Source organism: Alteripontixanthobacter maritimus (assembly GCF_003340475.1).
Taxonomy (GTDB): Bacteria; Pseudomonadota; Alphaproteobacteria; order Sphingomonadales; family Sphingomonadaceae; genus Alteripontixanthobacter; species Alteripontixanthobacter maritimus.
In genome coordinates, this window is sequence record NZ_QBKA01000002.1 from 853,181 (window position 1) to 871,149 (window position 17,969).

Below are 17,969 nucleotides of genomic sequence, written 5' to 3' on the forward strand. Positions count from 1 at the left end.
GGCGATCCATCCCCCGAGTGGCCCTGCTCGGCCCGGCGTGACCTTATCGAAGGCAAGCCGGCTGGCAGTATCGCGAACAGTCCTATGGCGAGGTGTCCCATTTGGCAACGCAGCCCCGCTTCGCCAGCGCATATCGGTTCTTCGCGCATTATAGACTGTGCGCTATGCGTCATGCCGTGATCGACCGAAATGAACCCTCCCGCGATATGCTGACCGGGCTTGCCAACCGGGCAGGTGCCATGACGCGCATCGCCAAGTGGCAAGCGAAAGCCGCAGCAGAAGGGGAGGCGGCCCCGATCCATGCGATGCTGATCGGTATCGGACGGATCGCTACCGTGAACCTGGCCTATGGCGAAGCCGCAGGTGACGGGGCGCTTTCCGAAATCGCGCGGCGCATCGATCACTTTGCGGCCGACGAGTTTGAAACCGGCGGCTTTTTGGCGGCGCGCCTGGATGGCGGGAAGTTCCTGCTGACCGCGTGCGAACCGTGCAGCCGCGAACGCTGGCAATGGCTGGGCGAGGCGCTGGCGGATTCGCTTGCTCATCCGATTGCTGCCGCCGAAGGGGCCGGAGTGGTCCGGTTGTGGCCACGCCTGTCGCTGATCAGGCTCGCGCCGGGGGAGGCTGCGGACAGCCTGCTGGACCGGCTCGCGCACTCGCTCGATACGGCGCAGCGCGTCCACGGCAAACGCCTGTTCTGGGCGGACCAGACGGCAGAGGTGCCGGGGCGGGGCGCAGCACAGCTCGAAGTGGACCTGCTGGCAGCACTGAACCGCGACGAAATCGAAATCTGTTTTCAGCCGCAATATTCCCTGTCCGACGGGACACTGGTGGGCGCGGAGGCGTTGGCACGTTGGCAGCACCCCGATCTCGGGCTGGTCGGCGCAGGGCCATTGTTCGAGATAGCGGAACGGGCCGATCACGTGGCGCAACTGTCGCGCCATATAGCCGAGCGCGCATTGACTAAGGCGGCGGCTTGGCCGCGCCATTTGCGCATGTCCCTCAACATCACGCCGGCCGACCTCGCCTCCACCAGCTTTGCCGAAAGCTTCACCGGCCTGCTTAAAAATTGCGGCTTTCCGGCTGATCGTCTGACGCTGGAATTGACCGAGCAGGTGTTGCTTTCCGATATCGAGCAGGCGGGAGAGGCGCTGGGCGAATTACGTGCAGCAGGCATGCGGATCGCGCTGGATGATTTCGGGGCAGGCTTTTGCAATTTTCGTTATTTGAAGGTCCTGCCGCTCGACACGCTGAAGCTGGACCGCGCGATGATCGAAGGCATCGCCGAGGATCCGCGCGATCTGGCAGTATTGCGCGGTATTATCGCAATGGCCCGCGCACTCGGCTTGTCACTGGTAGCGGAAGGTATCGAAACCGAAGCACAACGCAAGGTTGCCAAGCGAGAGGGCGTGGAAGTTGTGCAGGGATTCCTGACCGGGAAACCGGTTGGCGCGGAAGATTTCCTGAAACTTACGCGGTAAAAGGTTCGGTGTGCCCGCTACGCCGCTTTCTTCAAAGCTCGCTTCGCCACGCCGCTCAGGCCCTTCGTAAGCTGGAACAAACCGTTAAGGCGGCTCTGCGGATCGCCCCACGCGCGGTGGATAACCAGCTTCATGTCGGGACGTAGCTTCGCTGTGCCTTTCAACCGGTCGACATAGGCAATCAGACCGGGGCCATCGGGGAAATCATTGTTGTGGAACGTGACCAGCGTACCGCGTGCGCCGACATCGATCTTGGCGATGTTGGCCGCGATGGCCTGATGTTTGATTTCAATAAGGCGGATCAGATTGCGTGTGGGGTCGGGTAGCGGACCGAACCGGTCAATCATTTCGGCTGCCAGCGCTTCTATCTCGCCCTTATCGGCGGCATCGTTGAGGCGGCGATACAGCGCCATGCGGACGGCCAGATCAGGCACGTATTCTTCGGGAACCATAATTGGCGCATCGACGGTAATCTGTGGGCTGACGGTATCGCGTTCGGTCAGGCCCGCGGCGCCTGCCTTGACTGCCAGAATCGCGTCCTCCAGCATGGATTGGTACAGTTCGAAGCCGACTTCGCGAATATGGCCCGATTGTTCGTCCCCCAGCAAATTGCCGGCACCGCGAATGTCGAGGTCGTGACTGGCCAGCTGGAACCCCGCACCCAGCGTATCGAGATCGCCAAGCACTTTCAGTCGTTTTTCCGCCACTTCCGATAGCTGCGAGTTTTCGCCATAAGTGAGGTAGGCATAGGCCCGCAGTTTGGAGCGGCCGACACGCCCGCGAAGTTGATAAAGCTGCGCCAGACCGAACCGGTCGGCGCGGTGGATGATGATGGTGTTGGCGGACGGAATGTCGAGCCCGCTTTCCACAATGGTCGTGCTGAGCAGGACATCGTATTTCTTCTCGTAAAACGCGCTCATTCGCGCTTCCACTTCGCCGGCACTCATCTGCCCGTGCGCGCTTACGGCCTTCACTTCGGGGACCGTGTCGCGCAGCCAGCCTTCCAGCTTCTCCATGTCGGAGATGCGCGGCACCACGATGAAGCTTTGCCCGCCGCGGTGGTGTTCGCGAAGCAGGGCTTCACGCATGACCATATCGTCCCATTCCATCACATATGTCCGCACCGCCAGCCGGTCCACCGGCGGGGTCTGAATGGTCGAAAGCTCGCGCAGGCCCGTCATCGCCATTTGCAGCGTGCGCGGGATCGGGGTGGCGGTCAGTGTGAGCATGTGCACGTCTGCGCGCAGGCTTTTCAGCTTCTCCTTGTGCGTCACGCCGAACCGCTGTTCCTCGTCGACGACCACGAGTCCAAGGTTCTTGAACTGCGTGCTTTTCGACAGGATGGCATGAGTACCGACAACGATATCCATTGTCCCTGCCGCCAGCGCCTCGCGCGTTTCTGTAACTTCCTTGGACGGGACGAGCCGCGACAGACGCCCGATATTCAACGGGAAGCCCTTGAACCGTTCGGCGAAATTCTGGAAATGCTGCCGGGCGAGCAGGGTGGTGGGGGCCACGACCGCGACCTGTTCGCCATTCATCGCCGCGACGAAGGCTGCGCGCAGGGCCACCTCGGTCTTACCGAAGCCGACATCGCCGCAAACCAGACGGTCCATCGGGCGGCCGCTTTCCAAATCGCGCAGCACGTCTTCGATCGCGCGCTCCTGATCGTCGGTTTCTTCCCATGGGAAGCGATCGAGGAACTGGTTGTAGCTGGACTCGTCCGGCTCCAGCACGGGTGCTTTCTTCAGCGCGCGTTCGGCGGCGGTCCGCATCAGCTCGCCGGCAATGGCGCGTATACGTTCCTTCAGCTTACTGCGACGTTTCTGCCACGCTTCGCCGCCCAGCCGATCAAGCATAACGGCATCTTCGCTGCTGCCGTAGCGGGTGAGGACGTCGATGTTCTCGACAGGAATGAACAGCTTGTCGCCGCCCTTATATTCCAGGATTACGCAGTCATGCTGGCTCTTGCCGACTGCGACCGGTTCGAGACCCAGATATTTGCCGATGCCGTGTTCGGTATGAACGACCAGATCGCCGCGGGCGAGCGCCTGTAGTTCGGCCAAGAAAGCATCTGCGCCCTTTTTCTTCTTCCGCCGCCGGACCAATCTGTCGCCAAGGATATCCTGTTCGGTAAGGACTTCCATCTCCGCATTTGCAAAACCGTTTTCCAACGGCAGCACCATGGCGGCAGGGTGGTTCCTGCTTCCGCCCTTGGCGGCTGCCGCCCCAAGGGCTTCCTGCCAGCTATCGGCAATCCGGATATCCAAGCCCGCCTCGGATAGGATCGATGCGATCCGGCTGCGGCTGCCTTGCGAATAGGCGGCAATCAGCGGGCGTTTGCCCTGCGCGGCCAAGCCCTTCAGATGCCCGGCAGCGGCTTCGTAGACGTTATCGCCGCGCGCTCGCTCCGCACTGAAATCGCGTGAGGACTGGAAACCGAAATCGATCACCTTGTCGCTTTCGGGTTCGGCGAAGATTACGGTGCGGTGGATCGGCCAGCCTTCCAATGCGACCTTGAATTCGCGTTCCGCAAGATACAGCGTTTCGGCATCGAGCGGGCGGTAGCTGCCCTTCGCCTGTCCTGCGGCATCGACGCGGTTCTGGTGGTAGTCTGCAATATCGGTGAGGCGTTCCTCGCCGGCCGTAATGGCGCCTGCATCGATTACCGCAACATCCTCGGTGCCGACGTGATCGAACAAGGTGACCAGCCGTTCTTCGAAAAGCGGCAGCCAATGCTCCATGCCGGCGAGGCGGCGGCCTTCACTGACCGCTTCGTAAAGCGGATCCTGCGTGGCGGTAGCACCGAATTGTTCGCGGTAACGGCTACGGAACCGCTTGATACTGTCCTCGTCCAGCAAAGCTTCGCTGGCGGGCAGCAGCAGGAAACTATCCAGCGTACCGGTAGTCAGCTGCGTCTGCGGATCGAACAGCCGAAGGCTTTCCAGCTCATCGCCGAAGAAATCCAGCCGCAAACCCTGTTCGAGACCGGATGGATAGATGTCGAAAATCGAACCACGGACCGCGAACTCACCGGCGTCCGCCACGGTATCCGTGCGTGAATAACCCTGTTTCTGGAGCAGGCCTGTCAGGCTGTCATGCCCGATGGTGATACCCGGTTTCAGCTCGCGCACGGATTCGCGAATTCGGAACGGGGTGAGTACGCGCTGCAGAACTGCGTTGGCTGTCGTCACGACCAGCTGCGAACTGCCGCCGACCGGGTTCTGCAACCGGTGCAAGGTCGAGAGGCGTTTTGCACTGATGGAGAGCGCCGGGCTGGCCCGGTCGAAGGGCAGGCAGTCCCATGCCGGGAACTCCAGCACGTCCATCTCTGGAGCAAAGAATTGCGCGGCTTCCACCATGGCGCGCATCGCGGTGTCGTCTGGCGCAACAAAAACGGCGCGCGTCTTGGCTGCGCGCGCTAGGTCGGACATGACGAGCGGCTGCGCTCCGCGTGCAACGGAGGACAGGGTTAGTGGCCGCTCGGCCTGCAGAATACGGTTGAGGTCGGGCATATGTGAACGAAGCGCACGGAGGCTGCGTTTTATCCTGTCATGTAAGAAAAAAGCGGTTTGGAAGGATGGAGACTACGCCTTGTGATGCGCGCCGATCGTGACATAATCGAGCAACTGCATCTTCGCCATCAACTCGCCCGCCAGCGCATCGGGTGTCGGTTCGGATTTGAGCGCCCAGGCCATGATTTCCACATCGTCCTCGTCGAGCAGCGCCTCGAACCATGCCAGTTCGCGTTCGCTCCAATCGGCATGATAGGCATCGTAAAATCCGCCGATCATATAGTCGGCTTCCCGCGTGCCGCGATGCCAGGAACGGAATTTGGCACGCGCAAAGCGGGGGGCGAGGTCGGGCATATCTGGCGTTGTGGAGGACATGGCTGCGCCATACCCGTTCACATGGCAGCGTTCAATTCGCGATTGCTCTTCCCAGCACGCGCCGTCACCTTAGCTGCCACTCGCAATCGCAGGCCGTGTTTGGCATAGGCAGACCCACGATGCGTCCCGATATTCTCAACCCCCTGTTTGCCGAAACGGATACGCTGGACGGCGTCGGGCCGAAACTCGCCAAACCCCTGGCGAAGCTGGGCCTGACCCGCATCCGTGACGTAATCTACCATCTGCCCGAACGGTTCGTTACGCGGCGCGCGGTGCAGAATCTGGACGCGGCGTCGCCGGGCGAGCAGATTGTCGTTGCGCTGACCGTTACCGAACATCGCGCCAGCAACGGGCGAGGGCCGTATCGCGTGATGGCGACCGATACTCTCGGCAATGTCTGCGCGCTCACATATTTCGGGCGGGCATCCTATTCGGCCAAAAAGCTGCTGCCGGTTGGCGAGACGCGTTGGGTGGCGGGGCGGCTCGACCAGTATGGCCAGATGCTGCAGATCGTGCATCCCGATCACGTGGTGGAAGGCAGCGGCGATACTCTGCAGCGTTTGTGCGAGCCGGTCTATTCACTGGCGGAAGGGCTGACACAACCGAAGGTGGCGTCGCTGGTGCAGCAATCGCTGGAGCGGCTGCCGGAGCTACCGGAATGGATCGAGACCTCGCAGCTGGACGGCGCGGGCTGGCCCGGTTGGGCGGATGCGTTGGCGTTGGCGCACAAAAGCGACCACGAAACCGCGCGCGACCGTCTGGCTTACGACGAATTGTTGGCGAACAGCCTGGCGCTGTTGCTAGTCCGGGCCGAGGGCCGCAAGCGAGCGGGCCAGCCGTTGCGCGGTGACGGGCAATTGCGGGCGAAGCTAGAGCTGCCGTTCCCGCTTACAGGCGCGCAGAAACGCTCCAATGAAGAGATTGCTGGCGACATGGCGCAGGAGTCGCCGATGCTCCGGCTGTTGCAGGGCGATGTCGGGGCAGGCAAAACCGTGGTCGCGCTGGAAGCGATGCTGGTCGCGGTGGAGTCTGGCGCACAGGCCGCGCTCCTCGCTCCGACCGAAATCCTGGCTCGTCAGCATTTCGAAACGCTGCAGGCCATGCTCCGCCCGGTTGGGGTGGAAATCGCGCGGTTGACGGGGCGCGACAAGGGGCGAGCACGGGAAGGTATCCTGATGGGGCTGCTGGATGGTAGCATCGATATCATCGTGGGAACGCACGCGATCTTTCAGGACAGTGTGAACTACCGGAACCTTGGCCTGGTCGTGATCGACGAGCAGCACAGGTTCGGCGTCTCGCAGCGCCTGATGCTGGCGGCCAAGGGTCGCCGCGCGCCGCATACGCTGGCGATGACCGCGACGCCGATCCCGCGCACGCTGACGCTGGCGCAATATGGCGAGATGGACGTCAGCCGGCTCGACGAGCTGCCGCCGGGCCGCCAGCCGATCGATACGCGCGTGGTGCCGCAGGACCGGCTGGCCGAAGTGGTCGATGGTGTGGCGCGGCACGTGGCGGGCGGGCAGCAGGCCTATTGGGTGTGCCCGATGGTACGCGAAAACGAGTTTGTCACCGAAGATATCGCCGCGGCGGAGGCGCGCTATGCCAGCCTTCGGGAACGCTTCGGTGACGATGTGGTGCTTGTCCACGGCCAGCTGACACCCGAATTGAAGGATGCAGGAATGCAGAGGTTTGCCAGCGGGCAGGCCAAGCTGCTGGTGGCGACCACGGTCATCGAGGTCGGCGTCGATGTGCCTGCTGCGACCTTGATGGTAATCGAACAGGCCGAACGCTTCGGCCTTGCTCAGCTTCACCAGCTGCGCGGCAGGGTGGGGCGGGGCGCTGAGAAATCCGTGTGCCTTCTCCTGCGGGGCGACGCGCTCTCGGAAACCGGCAAGCGTCGGCTGGCCCTGATGCGCGAAAGTCAGGATGGCTTTCGTCTGGCGGAAGAGGATCTGGAGCTGCGCGGCGGCGGCGAATTGCTGGGCATACGGCAATCGGGCGACACGCCGTTCCGCACTGCCACACTCGAACAAATCCAGCGCCTGTTGCCTGTCGCCCATGCCGATGCACGGCTGCTGATGGAGCATGGCGACGGGCTGGAGGGCGCACGCGGCGAAGCGGCGCGGGTGTTGCTCTATTTGTTCGAGCGCGATTGGGGAGTGAAGACCCTGCGCGGGGGGTAAACACCCCGCCTGGCAGTCAACCCTGCTCGCTTATCAACACCGCAACCAGCGTCTTGGCGGCCGCGTTAACGTCCGCCCATGCCAGGTCGAAATCGGAACTGTCACCGTGGTAGGGATCGGCCACGGCATGTCCCTCCCGCCCGGGTACCATATCCATCAGCAGTGCGAGCCGCGCTGTCGCATCTGCCGGCCTGATCGCTTCCAGGTCCGCCAGATTTTGCGCATCGAAGGCGAAGATATGGGTGAAATCTAAAAAATCCTGCGCAGTCACCTGCCGCGCGCGCAGATCCTCTATGGCGCTGCCATTCCGTGCCGCAGCGGCAATCGCGCGGCCATCCGGTTCCTTGCCGATGTGATAGTCGCCGGTACCAGCGCTATCGATCTCCACTTCCAGCCCGGCCTCCGCTGCCGCCGTTCGAAAGGCGCCATGCGCCATCGGGGACCGGCAGATATTACCGAGGCAGACGAACAGCACTTTGGGTTTATTGCTCATACCCCTGCCTACTGGACCAAGCGGGGAAGGGGCAATAGGGTCAGCCCAGCTTTTACAGGAGAACACGCTTGTCCATTCGCAACCTTGCTCTGACCGCCTCGTGCGTAGCTCTTTGCGCAGTAGCTGCACCAGCCTTCGCCGCGCCGGCCGACGACTATATCGAGCTGCGCGAGGAAATCTGGCAGGATGTGCTGGATGATAACCCCACCCTTGCAACGCGCGTCGGGGATCGGCGCGGGGATGGCAGGCTGGGCGACCTGTCGCTCGATGGTTACCTCGAAGACATTACGGAAGCGCGCGAATTTCTTGCGCGGCTGGAGCAGATAGACGCGGCCAGCCTACCCGCCGATCTGCGGGTCGATCACGCTATTCTGCGCCGGTCCTTGCAGGGCGAGATCGACGCATCACAGTTCGATCATACCCGCTACGTGATGTTTACCAATCGCGGGGGCTGGTTCTTTTCGCTCGCCTCGCTGCCCTATAGTTCACCGCTTTTCACCGAAGCCGACTATGAAAGCTATGTCGGGCGGCTGGAAGCCTTCCAGCCCATGCACCGGGACGCGATGGCGCGGGCGCGCAAGGGTGTGGAGATGGGCCTAACGCAGGCTTGCGAACCGATGCAGGGACTGGACGCCCGCGTCGAACGCGCAATCTTCGACACGCCGGAAGAGTCCGGCCTTTACGCACCCTTTGCAGAACGTCCGGCCACTATTGGGGAGGCAGATTGGACCGCGCTACAGATGAGGGCGAAAACCGCCTTGACCGACGGCGTGTATCCATCGCTCCGCGAATTTGTTGCCTTCTACCGCGACGACTACATGCCAAAATGCCGCAACGGGCTGCCCGGCGTTTCCGAGACACCGCGCGGGGATGACTATTACGCCTATCGCGTCAAGAACTTCACGACCACCGACATGACACCCGACCAGATCCATAATCTGGGCCTGTCGGAAGTCGCCCGGATCAGGGCCGAGATGGTGGAAGTCGCAGGCAAGGCAGGCTTCGACACGCGCGAGGCGTTTATCGATCACTTGCGCACCGATCCGCAATTTTATGCCGAAACACCGGAAGAGCTGATGCGTGAGGCGCAGGCGCTGGCTAAGGTAATGGACGGCTGGATGCCGAAGCTGTTCGGCACGCTTCCCCGGCTTCCCTATACGGTCCAGCCGATCCCGGCCGCGCAGGCACCCGGCAACACCACCGCCTATTATGAAAGCGGATCGCTGGAAACCGGACAACCCGGCATTTACCGCGTCAACACGACCGAGCTGGACCAGCGCCCATTGTGGGAATTGCCCGCGCTCGGCGTGCATGAGGCGGTACCGGGACATCATCACCAGATCGCATTGCAACAGGAACTGGATATTCACCCGCTGCGCCGGCATGGAACATTCTTCACCGCTTTTGTCGAGGGTTGGGGGCTGTATTCCGAACGCCTCGGTATCGAGATGGGCCTGTATGATACGCCCGCGAAGGAAATGGGTCGGCTAAGCTACGAAATGTGGCGCGCCACGCGGCTGGTGGTCGATACCGGGCTTCATTCCAAAGGCTGGACCAAGCAACAGGCCGTGGACTTCATGCTGGACAGCACGGCGCTGACGCCGGGTAATATCGATGCTGAGGTCAACCGCTACATCACCTGGCCGGGACAGGCGTTGGCGTACAAGATCGGCGAGCTCAAAATCCGTGAACTGCGTACGCGGGCAGAAACTGCGCTGGGTGCGAAGTTCGATCTACGGGCGTTTCACGATACCGTTCTGGAAAATGGCGCTGTGCCGCTGGACGTGCTGGAAGCGCATGTGGACCGCTGGATTTCAGCCGAACTGGAGGGCGACGCTGCCGCGGCCTAATCGGTAGGCCTGAGCATCTCCTGCAGAATTGCGCGGACATCCACCCGCGCACCCAGGCGTGCGCCCAGTAGTGCGGTGCCGCTGATTTTTCGCTGGACGAACAGAGTTTCGGCAGGCGGCAGGTGCCACGCCTCCCGATCTCTTGCGATGGGCATGGACGTTTCGCGCAGTTCCGGCACGAACGCACGGTCACCGAAGTCGAACGGCCCCTCGTGGCTCATTTCCGTGACGACGATATCGATCAGCCTGTCGACCCGCTCCGGGTGACGATCGACAGCTGCCAAGCCTAGAAAGCCTGTTGCCAGAGCTTCCTCACGTACGCGTTGCCGGTCCTCCGACAGCCCCGCATCGATCATTCTGCGATAGGCAGCCTGGACATCGGGCGCGACAGCCCGCGCTGCGCCGAAGTCGAGCAGGACGATCTTGTCGTCCACCCCATCCACCCCTCGTCGGAAACGATAATTGGCAAAATTCGGATCGGTCTGCATTACGCCGAACTCCAGAAGCTCCCGAGCGACCAAGCGGATCAACCGCGCAAACATCCGGTCCCTTTGTTCCTGCGATTCGGTTTCGAGGGTTTCGATCGGCACGCCCGGTTCGAAACTCATGGCGAGAACCTTGTCGCGCGTCAGGTCTTCTGCAAGCTCCGGAACAACGAAGGCCGGCTCGTTTTCCAGCAAACCCGCGTAAAGCTGCATCTGCTCGCCTTCGCGTCGGTAGTCCGCCTCTTCGTGCAGTTGTGCCTTGGCAGCAGCAAGCAACGGCGCAATGTCCAACTCCTCGGGCAGCATCTTGGAGACTCGCAGCAAGCCAGCGACATTGTCGACATCGGAATCGATACTTTCGGCCACTCCGGGATACTGCACCTTGATGGCGAGTGTGCGCCCGTCGCGCGTTTCCGCCTTGTGAACCTGCCCGATGGATGCTGCGGCCATCGGCCGGGCATTGAACAGCTTGAATTGTTTGCGCCAACCTTCGCCCCATTCGACAGCCAGCACCCGGTCGAGCTGTTTAGGCGGCATGAAATCCGCATTGTCGCGCAGCGTCGCTAGGATACCGCTCAGTTCCGCAGGCAGGAAATCGCCGGCATCCATGGAAATCATCTGGCCAAGCTTCATCGCGGCGCCGCGCATATGGCCGAGCCTGTCAGCAAGACGGCGCGCATTGCCCGGCGTCAGCAACATATCTTCCAATCGCGGCCGTTCGCCCGACGCGAGACGCCGCGCACCTTCCGCCGCCATTCCCTGAGCCACTCCGCCTGCCAGCCGAGCAAATCCGCCGAACCGCGCGAGCCTGCCGCTGGGTACGGCCCGGCCGCGCTTGTTATTTCCATCGTCCATGCCAGCCCAACGCCGTAACAACGCGGTCGGTCCCAATCCCGAGACATTCCCGCCCGCACGCGGGTTGCCGCGCGGTAGCCCTTACGGCTAAGGGCTACGAAAGACAGAAACTTCGGACATTCCCGGCACATGAACGCAAAACGATCTGGCGGCGGCGACCGCAAGGGCATTATTCTGGCAGGGGGAACCGGCACACGGCTTTGGCCCCTGACGCGCGGCGTGTCGAAGCAACTGATGCCGGTCTATGACAAGCCTATGATCTACTATCCGCTCAGCACCTTGATGCTGGCCGGTATCCGCGAAGTGCTGATCATCACCACGCCGCAGGATGCCGAGGCGTTTCGCGCGGTGCTGGGCGATGGTGCGGATTGGGGAATGAGCATCGAATATGCCGTGCAACCCACTCCCGACGGGCTGGCGCAAGCGTTTCATATCGGTGCGGACTTCGTGCGCGGTGGACCTAGCTCGCTCGTGCTGGGGGACAACATCTTTTACGGCCACGGCCTGCCCGAACTGCTCGGTAATGCAGATGCGCAGACCGATGGCGCCAGCGTTTTTGCCTATTACGTCGGTGATCCGCAGGCCTATGGGGTGGTCGAATTCGACGAGCAGGGCCGCGCCCGGACGATCGAAGAAAAACCTTCGCAACCTAAGTCCAATTACGCGGTAACAGGCCTGTATTTCTATGACGAAACCGTTGTCGATCGCGCCCGCGACCTTAAGCCCTCGCCGCGTGGAGAGCTGGAGATTACCGACCTAAACCGGCTGTATCTGGACGACGGCGCGTTGAATGTGGAAATTATGGGGCGTGGTTACGCCTGGCTCGATACGGGCACGCATTCGTCGTTGCTGGATGCCGGAACCTATGTCCGCATTACCGAGGAACGGCAGGGGCTGAAGATCTGCTGCCCGGAAGAAATTGCATGGCGCAAGGGCTTCATTGATGACGAGCAGCTTGCCCGCATTGCGGAGCCATTGAAGAAATCGGGCTATGGCGACTATCTCGCCGACTTGCCCAACCACCGTTACACCCAATGAAGCTGGTACGCGGCGACATCGAGGGGCCGGTGATTATCGAACCGGCGGTGTTCGGCGACGAACGCGGCTTCTTCATGGAAAGCTGGAACGCGCAAAAATTTGGCAGCGAAGGCCTGCCGACCGAATTTGTGCAGGACAATCATAGTCGCAGCGGCAAGGGCGTGCTGCGCGGGATGCATTTCCAGAATCCGGGTCCGCAAGGCAAGCTGGTCCGCGTGGTTTCCGGAGCGGTGTACGATGTTGCGGTCGATTTGCGGCGCTCCAGCGCAACTTTTGGACAATGGATGGGCGTGGAACTAAGCGCGCAGAACAAACGGATATTCTGGGTCCCCCAGGGTTTCGCGCACGGCTTTCTGACGTTGGAAGACGGAACGGACTTCCTGTATAAATGCGATGCGGCTTATGCACCCCAAGCCGAACATTCGCTGCAATGGGATGATCCGTCGGTGGGCATCGAATGGCCACTGGATGGGCTGGAACCGATCCTTTCGGACAAGGACCGAAACGGCACGCCGCTTGCAGAAATCGAGGCATTTGCGTGAAGGTTCTGGTGACAGGAACCGGCGGACAGGTGGGCTCCGCACTGATGGCCAGTGCGCCTGAGGAATGGGACGTTGTGGGTCTGGCCCGCGCAGAGCTGGATCTCGCGGACGGCGGGGCAATCCGCGCGATGGTTGCCCGACACAAGCCCGATTTCGTGATCAACGCCGCCGCCTACACCGCTGTTGATAAGGCGGAAGAAGAAGCGGAACTGGCGCAGGCCATCAACGGCGCGGCACCAGGGCATTTCGCTGCCGCGCTTGCCGAAATGGGCGGCAGGCTGGTGCAGGTCAGCACCGATTTCGTTTTCGACGGCACCTCGTCCACACCCTATACGCCCGATGCGCCGCGCAACCCGCTTTCCGTTTACGGCGCGAGCAAGGCGGCGGGCGAGGATGCAGCAGGTGCAGACGCGATCATTTGCCGCACCAGCTGGGTCTATGCCGCAGGCGGCGCGAATTTCGTCCGCACCATGTTGCGTCTGATGGGGGAGCGAGACGCGCTGAACGTGGTGTCCGACCAGATCGGCGCGCCGACACATGCTGCAGGTCTGGCGCAAGCGTTGTGGGGGCTGGCGCGGGCCAACGTACCGGGCACATATCACTATCAGGATGCTGGCGTAGCGAGCTGGTATGATTTCGCTGTGGCAATTTACGAAGAAGCCCGCGCCCTTGGCTTGCTGACGCGCGATGTAGCCATTGCGCCGATCCCCACCAGCCAATACCCCACACCGGCCGCCCGTCCCGCCTTCAGCGTACTGGACGTGACCGAGACAACCGGCATATTGAACGAGGCCCCATCGCATTGGCGCGCAAACCTGCGCGAAATGCTGCAAGAGGAACAGCGCATTGGCTAATTTGCTCGTCACTGGCGGGGCCGGTTTTATCGGCGGAAATTTCGTACATTATTGGCGCGAAGCGCATCCTGAGGACACGATCCATGTGCTCGATGCGCTGACCTATGCTGGCAATCGTGCGACTATCGCCGATTTGCCGGACGAACAGTTCGTGGAAGGCGATATTTGCAATTCGGACATGGTTGAAAAGCTGTTGCGTGACCGCGCTATCGATACGGTTGTGCACTTTGCCGCCGAAAGCCACGTCGACCGCAGCATTACCGGACCAGACGCATTCATCGAAACCAATGTCGTCGGCACGCACAGTATGTTAAAGGCGGCGCGCAAGGTTTGGCTTGATGGATCGGGACGCGGTCACCGCTTCCACCATGTCAGCACCGATGAGGTTTACGGCTCGCTCGGCCCGAATGATCCGGCGTTCAGCGAAACGACCGCGTATGCGCCCAATTCACCCTATTCGGCCTCCAAGGCTGGCTCCGACCACCTCGTGCGAGCCTATCACCACACGTTCGGGCTGGATGTCACGACCAGCAATTGTTCCAACAATTACGGGCCGTACCAGTACCCGGAAAAGCTGATTCCGCTGTTCTTAATCAACGCGCTGCATGGCCGGCCGCTGCCCATTTACGGCGATGGCATGAATGTGCGCGATTGGCTGCATGTAGAAGACCATTGCCGCGGGATCGAGGCGGCTTTTACCGATGGGAAGGCGGGCGAGGTGTACAATATCGGTGGCGGGCAGGAATTGCCCAACCTCCATGTGATCGATGCAGTTTGCCGCGGCGTTGACGCTGCATTCGCTGCCGACCCTGAACTGGCTAGGCGGTTCCCGGGCGCACCGGCGGCACAAGGTAAGCCGAGCGACAGTCTCAAAACCTTTGTCGAGGACCGCAAGGGTCATGACCGCCGTTATGCCATCGATGAAACGAAGGCGCGCGAAGAGCTGGGATATTCCGCCAGCCGCACGTTCGATGAAGGTTTCGCGCAAACGCTCGCTTGGTATCTCGATAACGAGGACTGGTGGCGCCCCTTGATGGCGAATTGAGCCAATGGCGCTGCTGTCCCGCCTGGGCACTGTTGCCGCCGATGCCGGATCGGCCATTCGGGCGGGTAAGCTGCGCGCGTTTCTGGCTGGGAAGTTGCGAAATTCGGTATGGGCGCGGGTAGAAAAACGCCATGTCTTGTATCGGCTCGACAAGACCCTGCTAACGCCGCCGCGCGCGGGACTGGATGCCCGCCGTTATAAAAACATCGACGCGCTGGACGCCAAGGCTTTCAGCGAAAGCGGTTCCGGTGGCATGCCGCGCCAATGGTATGAGGACCGCTTCGCAGAAGAGGCCGTGCTTTGGGCTGCAGTCGAACATGGTGACTACGCCGCGTTCCTGTGGGTCGTCACGGGCGCTGCGCTGCCGGGTTGGTACATACCGCTTCAGCCGCGCGACAAGGTTGTTTACGCGGTAGTGACGGCAGAAGCGTTCAAGGGCCGCGGCCTCGCACCCGATCTGGTGCGTGCGGCATTGCTAGCGGAGCAGGAGGAGGGAGCGGATATGCTGGTCGATTGCAAAGTCTGGAACAGTTCCGCCCGGCGCGCCTTCGAGAAAGTCGGCTTCAAGTCCTTTGCCACCGTTCCGCCGAGCGCGCTCAAACCATTCGACGGAACCGAGGGGCAGTTGTGATGGCCGAAGACAGCCCCGGCCAACCCGACTTGTCCGTACTCCTCGTCAATTGGAATACCCGGCAGATGACGCTGGAATGCCTGCAGTCCATTTACGACGAAACGGTTCGCACCGATTTCGAAGTGATCGTCATCGATAACGCGTCGAAGGACGGCTCGGTCGAGGCAATCCGGGAACAATTTCCGCAAGTCCGCCTGATTGTCGAAACCGAAAATCATGGGTTCGGGCGGGCCACCAATATTCAAGTCAAACAGGCGCAAGGGCGTAAGTTGCTGTTGCTCAACACGGATACGGTCGTGCTGGACGGGGCGATCGATAATCTTTTCGCATTTGCGGAAGGCAATCCGGAAGCGAAAATATGGGGCGGACGGACGCTCTATGCGGACAAAACCCTGAACCCCACATCCTGCTGGGCGAAGCCAACGCCGTGGTCGATGTTTGCTTACGCCACCGGATTGTCTGCCGCGTTTCCCGGATCGGCGCTGTTCAATCCGCGCGCTTATCCCGGTTGGGATCGTGACACTGTGCGTCAGGTGGACATTGTAACCGGATGTTTGTTGATGATCGACAGGGATTTTTGGAAAGAACTGGGCGGCTTCGATCCGCAATTCTTCATGTATGGCGAGGAGGCCGATTTGTGCCTGCGCGCGGCCGAACAGGGCGCGTCCCCGATGATTACGCCCGATGCGACCATAATTCATTATGACGGCGGCAGCACCAAGCCCGGCGCGCGGAAGATCGAGCGGACATTTGCCGCAACACAAGGAATGGCGGAACGGCATTTCGCTCTCGGCAGCCGTTGGACGGGGCAGGCCGCACTGAAACTGGCGGCAGCAATGCGCGCGGTCGGGTACCGGCTGACTGGCAAGCGCGACGCGGCGAAAATATGGTCCGAGGTCTGGCGCGGGCGTAAGGTTTGGAGCGGTACGAAGCTGCGCCATGATGGCTGAACTGCGCTTCATTTCGGACGCCGAGGCGAAGGACTTGCTGGCGGGCAAAGGAAGCTGGCGGCAATACCCAGCCTACGCCGCGCAGGCCGCGCGGCGAATTGGCGCACGGTCCCGCTATGCGCTGATTAAGCAGGACGGCACGGCAGTTGCGCTTGCCAATCTGCGTACCAAACAAGTCGCTGCCGGGGTACTGTCGAGCACTTTAATCAGTCATGGTCCGGTGTTCCTGGGTGAGCCCACACAGGCTGCGCTTGATACCGTTGTACGGACCTTGCGGCAGCGCATATCTGGTGAGGAGAAGGGCGAACTGGTCATCGACCCTGATCCCTTCCTGGCAGAGCTGGATTTGCGAATTGCGAACGATACAGGCAAAACCACGGTTAGCGACGGATACCGGACGATAGTGCTCGATATCAGCCGCGACGAGGAGCTGATCCAGGCAGGCTTTCACGGGAAATGGCGGACCGATTGGCGCCGCGCCGGGAAAGAGGGGCTGGAACTACGTTCCTCTGGCGACCCCGACGAGATCGAGCGTATGGAGCCATTGCTCGATGAACTGGCCCGGACCAAGGGGTTTGCCGTACCGCAGGACGCTGCATTCTTTGCCGAAGCCGCGAGGCAGGCGGGCGAGGGTGAGCGGTTCATCATTCAGCAAATCTGGAAGGATGGCGAATTGCTGTCCGGGCATATCGGCGCCTACTCGGGCGATACGGCGGTCTATTTGCTCGGCGCGACATCGGAACGCGGCCGGCCATTGCGCGCTGCCTATCTGGCGCAGTGGGGCGCCATTTTGACAGCCAAATCCCTGGGCATCACACGTTACGATCTGGGTGGGATCGACCCTGAAGAAAACCCTGCAGTGTATCGTTTCAAAAATCGTATGGGTGGTACCGAAATCGTTTCGCCCGCTCCGGTAACTTACAAGGCGGGCGGATGGCGCGGTCCTTTGCTGGGTCTTGCAAAAGCGGTGTACGCCAAAGGAAAACGGATATGACCCGGCCCGTCGCCAACTTTCACGGTATTGGCGAACCCCCTATCGCGATCGATGCGGATGAACGGCCTTATTGGCTTAGCGAGACGCAATATGCCGAAGCCATATCCCGCCTGATGGATAGCGATAAGGCGGTTTTGTTCACATTCGATGACGGCAATCTGTCCGACCTCGACATCGGCGCGCCTGCGCTGGGTGACGCGGAGGCGGTGTTCTTTATCTGCTCGAACAGGATCGGGCGGGAGGGGTACCTGGACCGGGAACAGTTACAGGAACTGGCAGCGGTACGAAATTTCCGCATCGGAAGCCACGGATGCGATCACACAAGCTGGCGGACGGTGTCGGGCGCAGCGCGCAAGGCAGAGATTGCCGGATCTCGCAAGCAGCTGGAAGTTGCCATCCAGGCGCCGGTGATCGAGGCGGGCATTCCGTTTGGCGCGTATGATCGCGGTGTTCTGAAAGATATTGCCGATGCAGGCTATACAGCCGCCTACAGCAGCGACGGCGGCCCGCGTTACACCATGATAGACGCTGACCCCACGCGTGTTATTCCCAGGCTTTCGTTCCGCGGCGACCGCGACATCGCAGCGCAGGCGCACGCTTTGTTAGAAAGTTGCAGCATCGCCGCACGCTTGAAGCAGGAGGCGAGATTGCGCGCGAAGGTGCTGCTCAAACGCTAGC

General features: G+C 61.4%; 15 protein-coding genes. 11 read left to right on the top strand and 4 right to left on the bottom strand.

What is annotated here, in order from left to right; all coding sequences use genetic code 11:
- Positions 1–176 precede the first annotated feature (176 nt).
- Entirely contained in the window at positions 177–1,481 is a 1,305-nt protein-coding gene (locus tag HME9302_RS04255; protein WP_230079867.1) for a GGDEF domain-containing phosphodiesterase, read from the top strand.
- Between the two features lie 17 nt (positions 1,482–1,498).
- Here HME9302_RS04255 and mfd read toward each other — a convergent pair whose 3' ends face one another.
- Both mfd and HME9302_RS04265 read right to left on the bottom strand, forming a co-directional pair.
- Entirely contained in the window at positions 1,499–4,996 is a 3,498-nt protein-coding gene (mfd, locus tag HME9302_RS04260) for a transcription-repair coupling factor (RefSeq protein ID WP_115365988.1), read from the bottom strand.
- Positions 4,997–5,068: 72 nt separating this feature from the next.
- Entirely contained in the window at positions 5,069–5,371 is a 303-nt protein-coding gene (locus HME9302_RS04265; RefSeq protein WP_230079868.1) for an FAD assembly factor SdhE, read from the bottom strand.
- A 119-nt stretch (positions 5,372–5,490) separates the two neighbouring features.
- Here HME9302_RS04265 and recG point away from each other — a divergent pair, with 119 nt between their 5' ends.
- Positions 5,491–7,554, top strand: coding sequence for an ATP-dependent DNA helicase RecG (gene recG / locus HME9302_RS04270; protein ID WP_115365990.1), 2,064 nt, complete (start codon positions 5,491–5,493; stop codon positions 7,552–7,554).
- Positions 7,555–7,570: 16 nt separating this feature from the next.
- Here the strand turns inward: recG and HME9302_RS04275 are convergent, their stop codons facing one another.
- Positions 7,571–8,047, bottom strand: a complete 477-nt coding sequence (locus HME9302_RS04275) for a low molecular weight protein-tyrosine-phosphatase (protein WP_115365991.1) — start codon at positions 8,045–8,047, stop codon at positions 7,571–7,573.
- 68 nt (positions 8,048–8,115) lie between these two features.
- On the opposite strand from HME9302_RS04275, the gene HME9302_RS04280 reads away from it, so the two are divergent.
- Positions 8,116–9,897 (top strand): DUF885 domain-containing protein, encoded by a 1,782-nt coding sequence (locus tag HME9302_RS04280; protein WP_230079869.1) that lies wholly within the window; start codon positions 8,116–8,118, stop codon positions 9,895–9,897.
- On the opposite strand, the gene HME9302_RS04285 is transcribed toward HME9302_RS04280, so the two are convergent.
- Positions 9,894–11,237 carry an ABC1 kinase family protein gene (locus HME9302_RS04285; protein ID WP_115365992.1) on the bottom strand — a complete coding sequence of 448 codons (1,344 nt, stop codon included), beginning with the start codon at positions 11,235–11,237 and terminating at the stop codon, positions 9,894–9,896. The two genes, HME9302_RS04280 and HME9302_RS04285, sit on opposite strands and share 4 nt — an antisense overlap.
- A gap of 129 nt (positions 11,238–11,366) precedes the next feature.
- On the opposite strand from HME9302_RS04285, the gene rfbA reads away from it, so the two are divergent.
- From rfbA to HME9302_RS04325, 8 genes are read left to right on the top strand one after another with little or no spacing between them, the layout of a single operon-like run.
- Entirely contained in the window at positions 11,367–12,275 is a 909-nt protein-coding gene (rfbA, locus tag HME9302_RS04290; RefSeq protein WP_115365993.1) for a glucose-1-phosphate thymidylyltransferase RfbA, read from the top strand.
- Positions 12,272–12,817 (top strand): dTDP-4-dehydrorhamnose 3,5-epimerase, encoded by a 546-nt coding sequence (rfbC, locus tag HME9302_RS04295; protein WP_115365994.1) that lies wholly within the window; start codon positions 12,272–12,274, stop codon positions 12,815–12,817. Before rfbA ends, rfbC begins: the two co-directional genes overlap by 4 nt.
- Positions 12,814–13,671, top strand: a complete 858-nt coding sequence (gene rfbD / locus HME9302_RS04300; protein WP_115365995.1) for a dTDP-4-dehydrorhamnose reductase — start codon at positions 12,814–12,816, stop codon at positions 13,669–13,671. Before rfbC ends, rfbD begins: the two co-directional genes overlap by 4 nt.
- On the top strand, positions 13,664–14,716 hold the full coding sequence (gene rfbB, locus HME9302_RS04305; protein WP_115365996.1) for a dTDP-glucose 4,6-dehydratase: 1,053 nt from the start codon (positions 13,664–13,666) through the stop codon (positions 14,714–14,716). Before rfbD ends, rfbB begins: the two co-directional genes overlap by 8 nt.
- A gap of 4 nt (positions 14,717–14,720) precedes the next feature.
- The gene (locus HME9302_RS04310; protein ID WP_115365997.1) at positions 14,721–15,347 is read left to right on the top strand and encodes a GNAT family N-acetyltransferase; all 627 of its coding nucleotides are present in this window, start codon (positions 14,721–14,723) and stop codon (positions 15,345–15,347) included.
- A complete protein-coding gene (locus HME9302_RS04315; RefSeq protein WP_115365998.1) occupies positions 15,347–16,297 on the top strand; it encodes a glycosyltransferase family 2 protein in 951 nt (316 codons plus the stop codon). The genes HME9302_RS04310 and HME9302_RS04315 overlap by 1 nt, the downstream gene beginning before the upstream one ends.
- A complete protein-coding gene (locus HME9302_RS04320; RefSeq protein WP_115365999.1) occupies positions 16,287–17,291 on the top strand; it encodes a lipid II:glycine glycyltransferase FemX in 1,005 nt (334 codons plus the stop codon). Before HME9302_RS04315 ends, HME9302_RS04320 begins: the two co-directional genes overlap by 11 nt.
- The gene (locus HME9302_RS04325; protein WP_181815680.1) at positions 17,288–17,968 is read left to right on the top strand and encodes a polysaccharide deacetylase family protein; all 681 of its coding nucleotides are present in this window, start codon (positions 17,288–17,290) and stop codon (positions 17,966–17,968) included. Before HME9302_RS04320 ends, HME9302_RS04325 begins: the two co-directional genes overlap by 4 nt.
- The last annotated feature ends 1 nt before the right edge of the window (position 17,969 follow it).

Excerpts from the sequence above, each read along its gene's own strand:
- mfd (WP_115365988.1), bottom strand. The coding sequence starts at position 4,996 with ATGCCCGACCTCAACCGTATTCTGCAGGCCGAGCGGCCACTAACCCTG.
- HME9302_RS04265 (WP_230079868.1), bottom strand. The coding sequence starts at position 5,371 with ATGTCCTCCACAACGCCAGATATGCCCGACCTCGCCCCCCGCTTTGCG.
- recG (WP_115365990.1), top strand. The coding sequence starts at position 5,491 with ATGCGTCCCGATATTCTCAACCCCCTGTTTGCCGAAACGGATACGCTG.
- HME9302_RS04275 (WP_115365991.1), bottom strand. The coding sequence starts at position 8,047 with ATGAGCAATAAACCCAAAGTGCTGTTCGTCTGCCTCGGTAATATCTGC.
- HME9302_RS04285 (WP_115365992.1), bottom strand. The coding sequence starts at position 11,237 with ATGGACGATGGAAATAACAAGCGCGGCCGGGCCGTACCCAGCGGCAGG.
- rfbA (WP_115365993.1), top strand. The coding sequence starts at position 11,367 with ATGAACGCAAAACGATCTGGCGGCGGCGACCGCAAGGGCATTATTCTG.
- rfbC (WP_115365994.1), top strand. The coding sequence starts at position 12,272 with ATGAAGCTGGTACGCGGCGACATCGAGGGGCCGGTGATTATCGAACCG.
- HME9302_RS04310 (WP_115365997.1), top strand. The coding sequence starts at position 14,721 with ATGGCGCTGCTGTCCCGCCTGGGCACTGTTGCCGCCGATGCCGGATCG.
- HME9302_RS04315 (WP_115365998.1), top strand. The coding sequence starts at position 15,347 with ATGGCCGAAGACAGCCCCGGCCAACCCGACTTGTCCGTACTCCTCGTC.
- HME9302_RS04320 (WP_115365999.1), top strand. The coding sequence starts at position 16,287 with ATGATGGCTGAACTGCGCTTCATTTCGGACGCCGAGGCGAAGGACTTG.
- HME9302_RS04325 (WP_181815680.1), top strand. The coding sequence starts at position 17,288 with ATGACCCGGCCCGTCGCCAACTTTCACGGTATTGGCGAACCCCCTATC.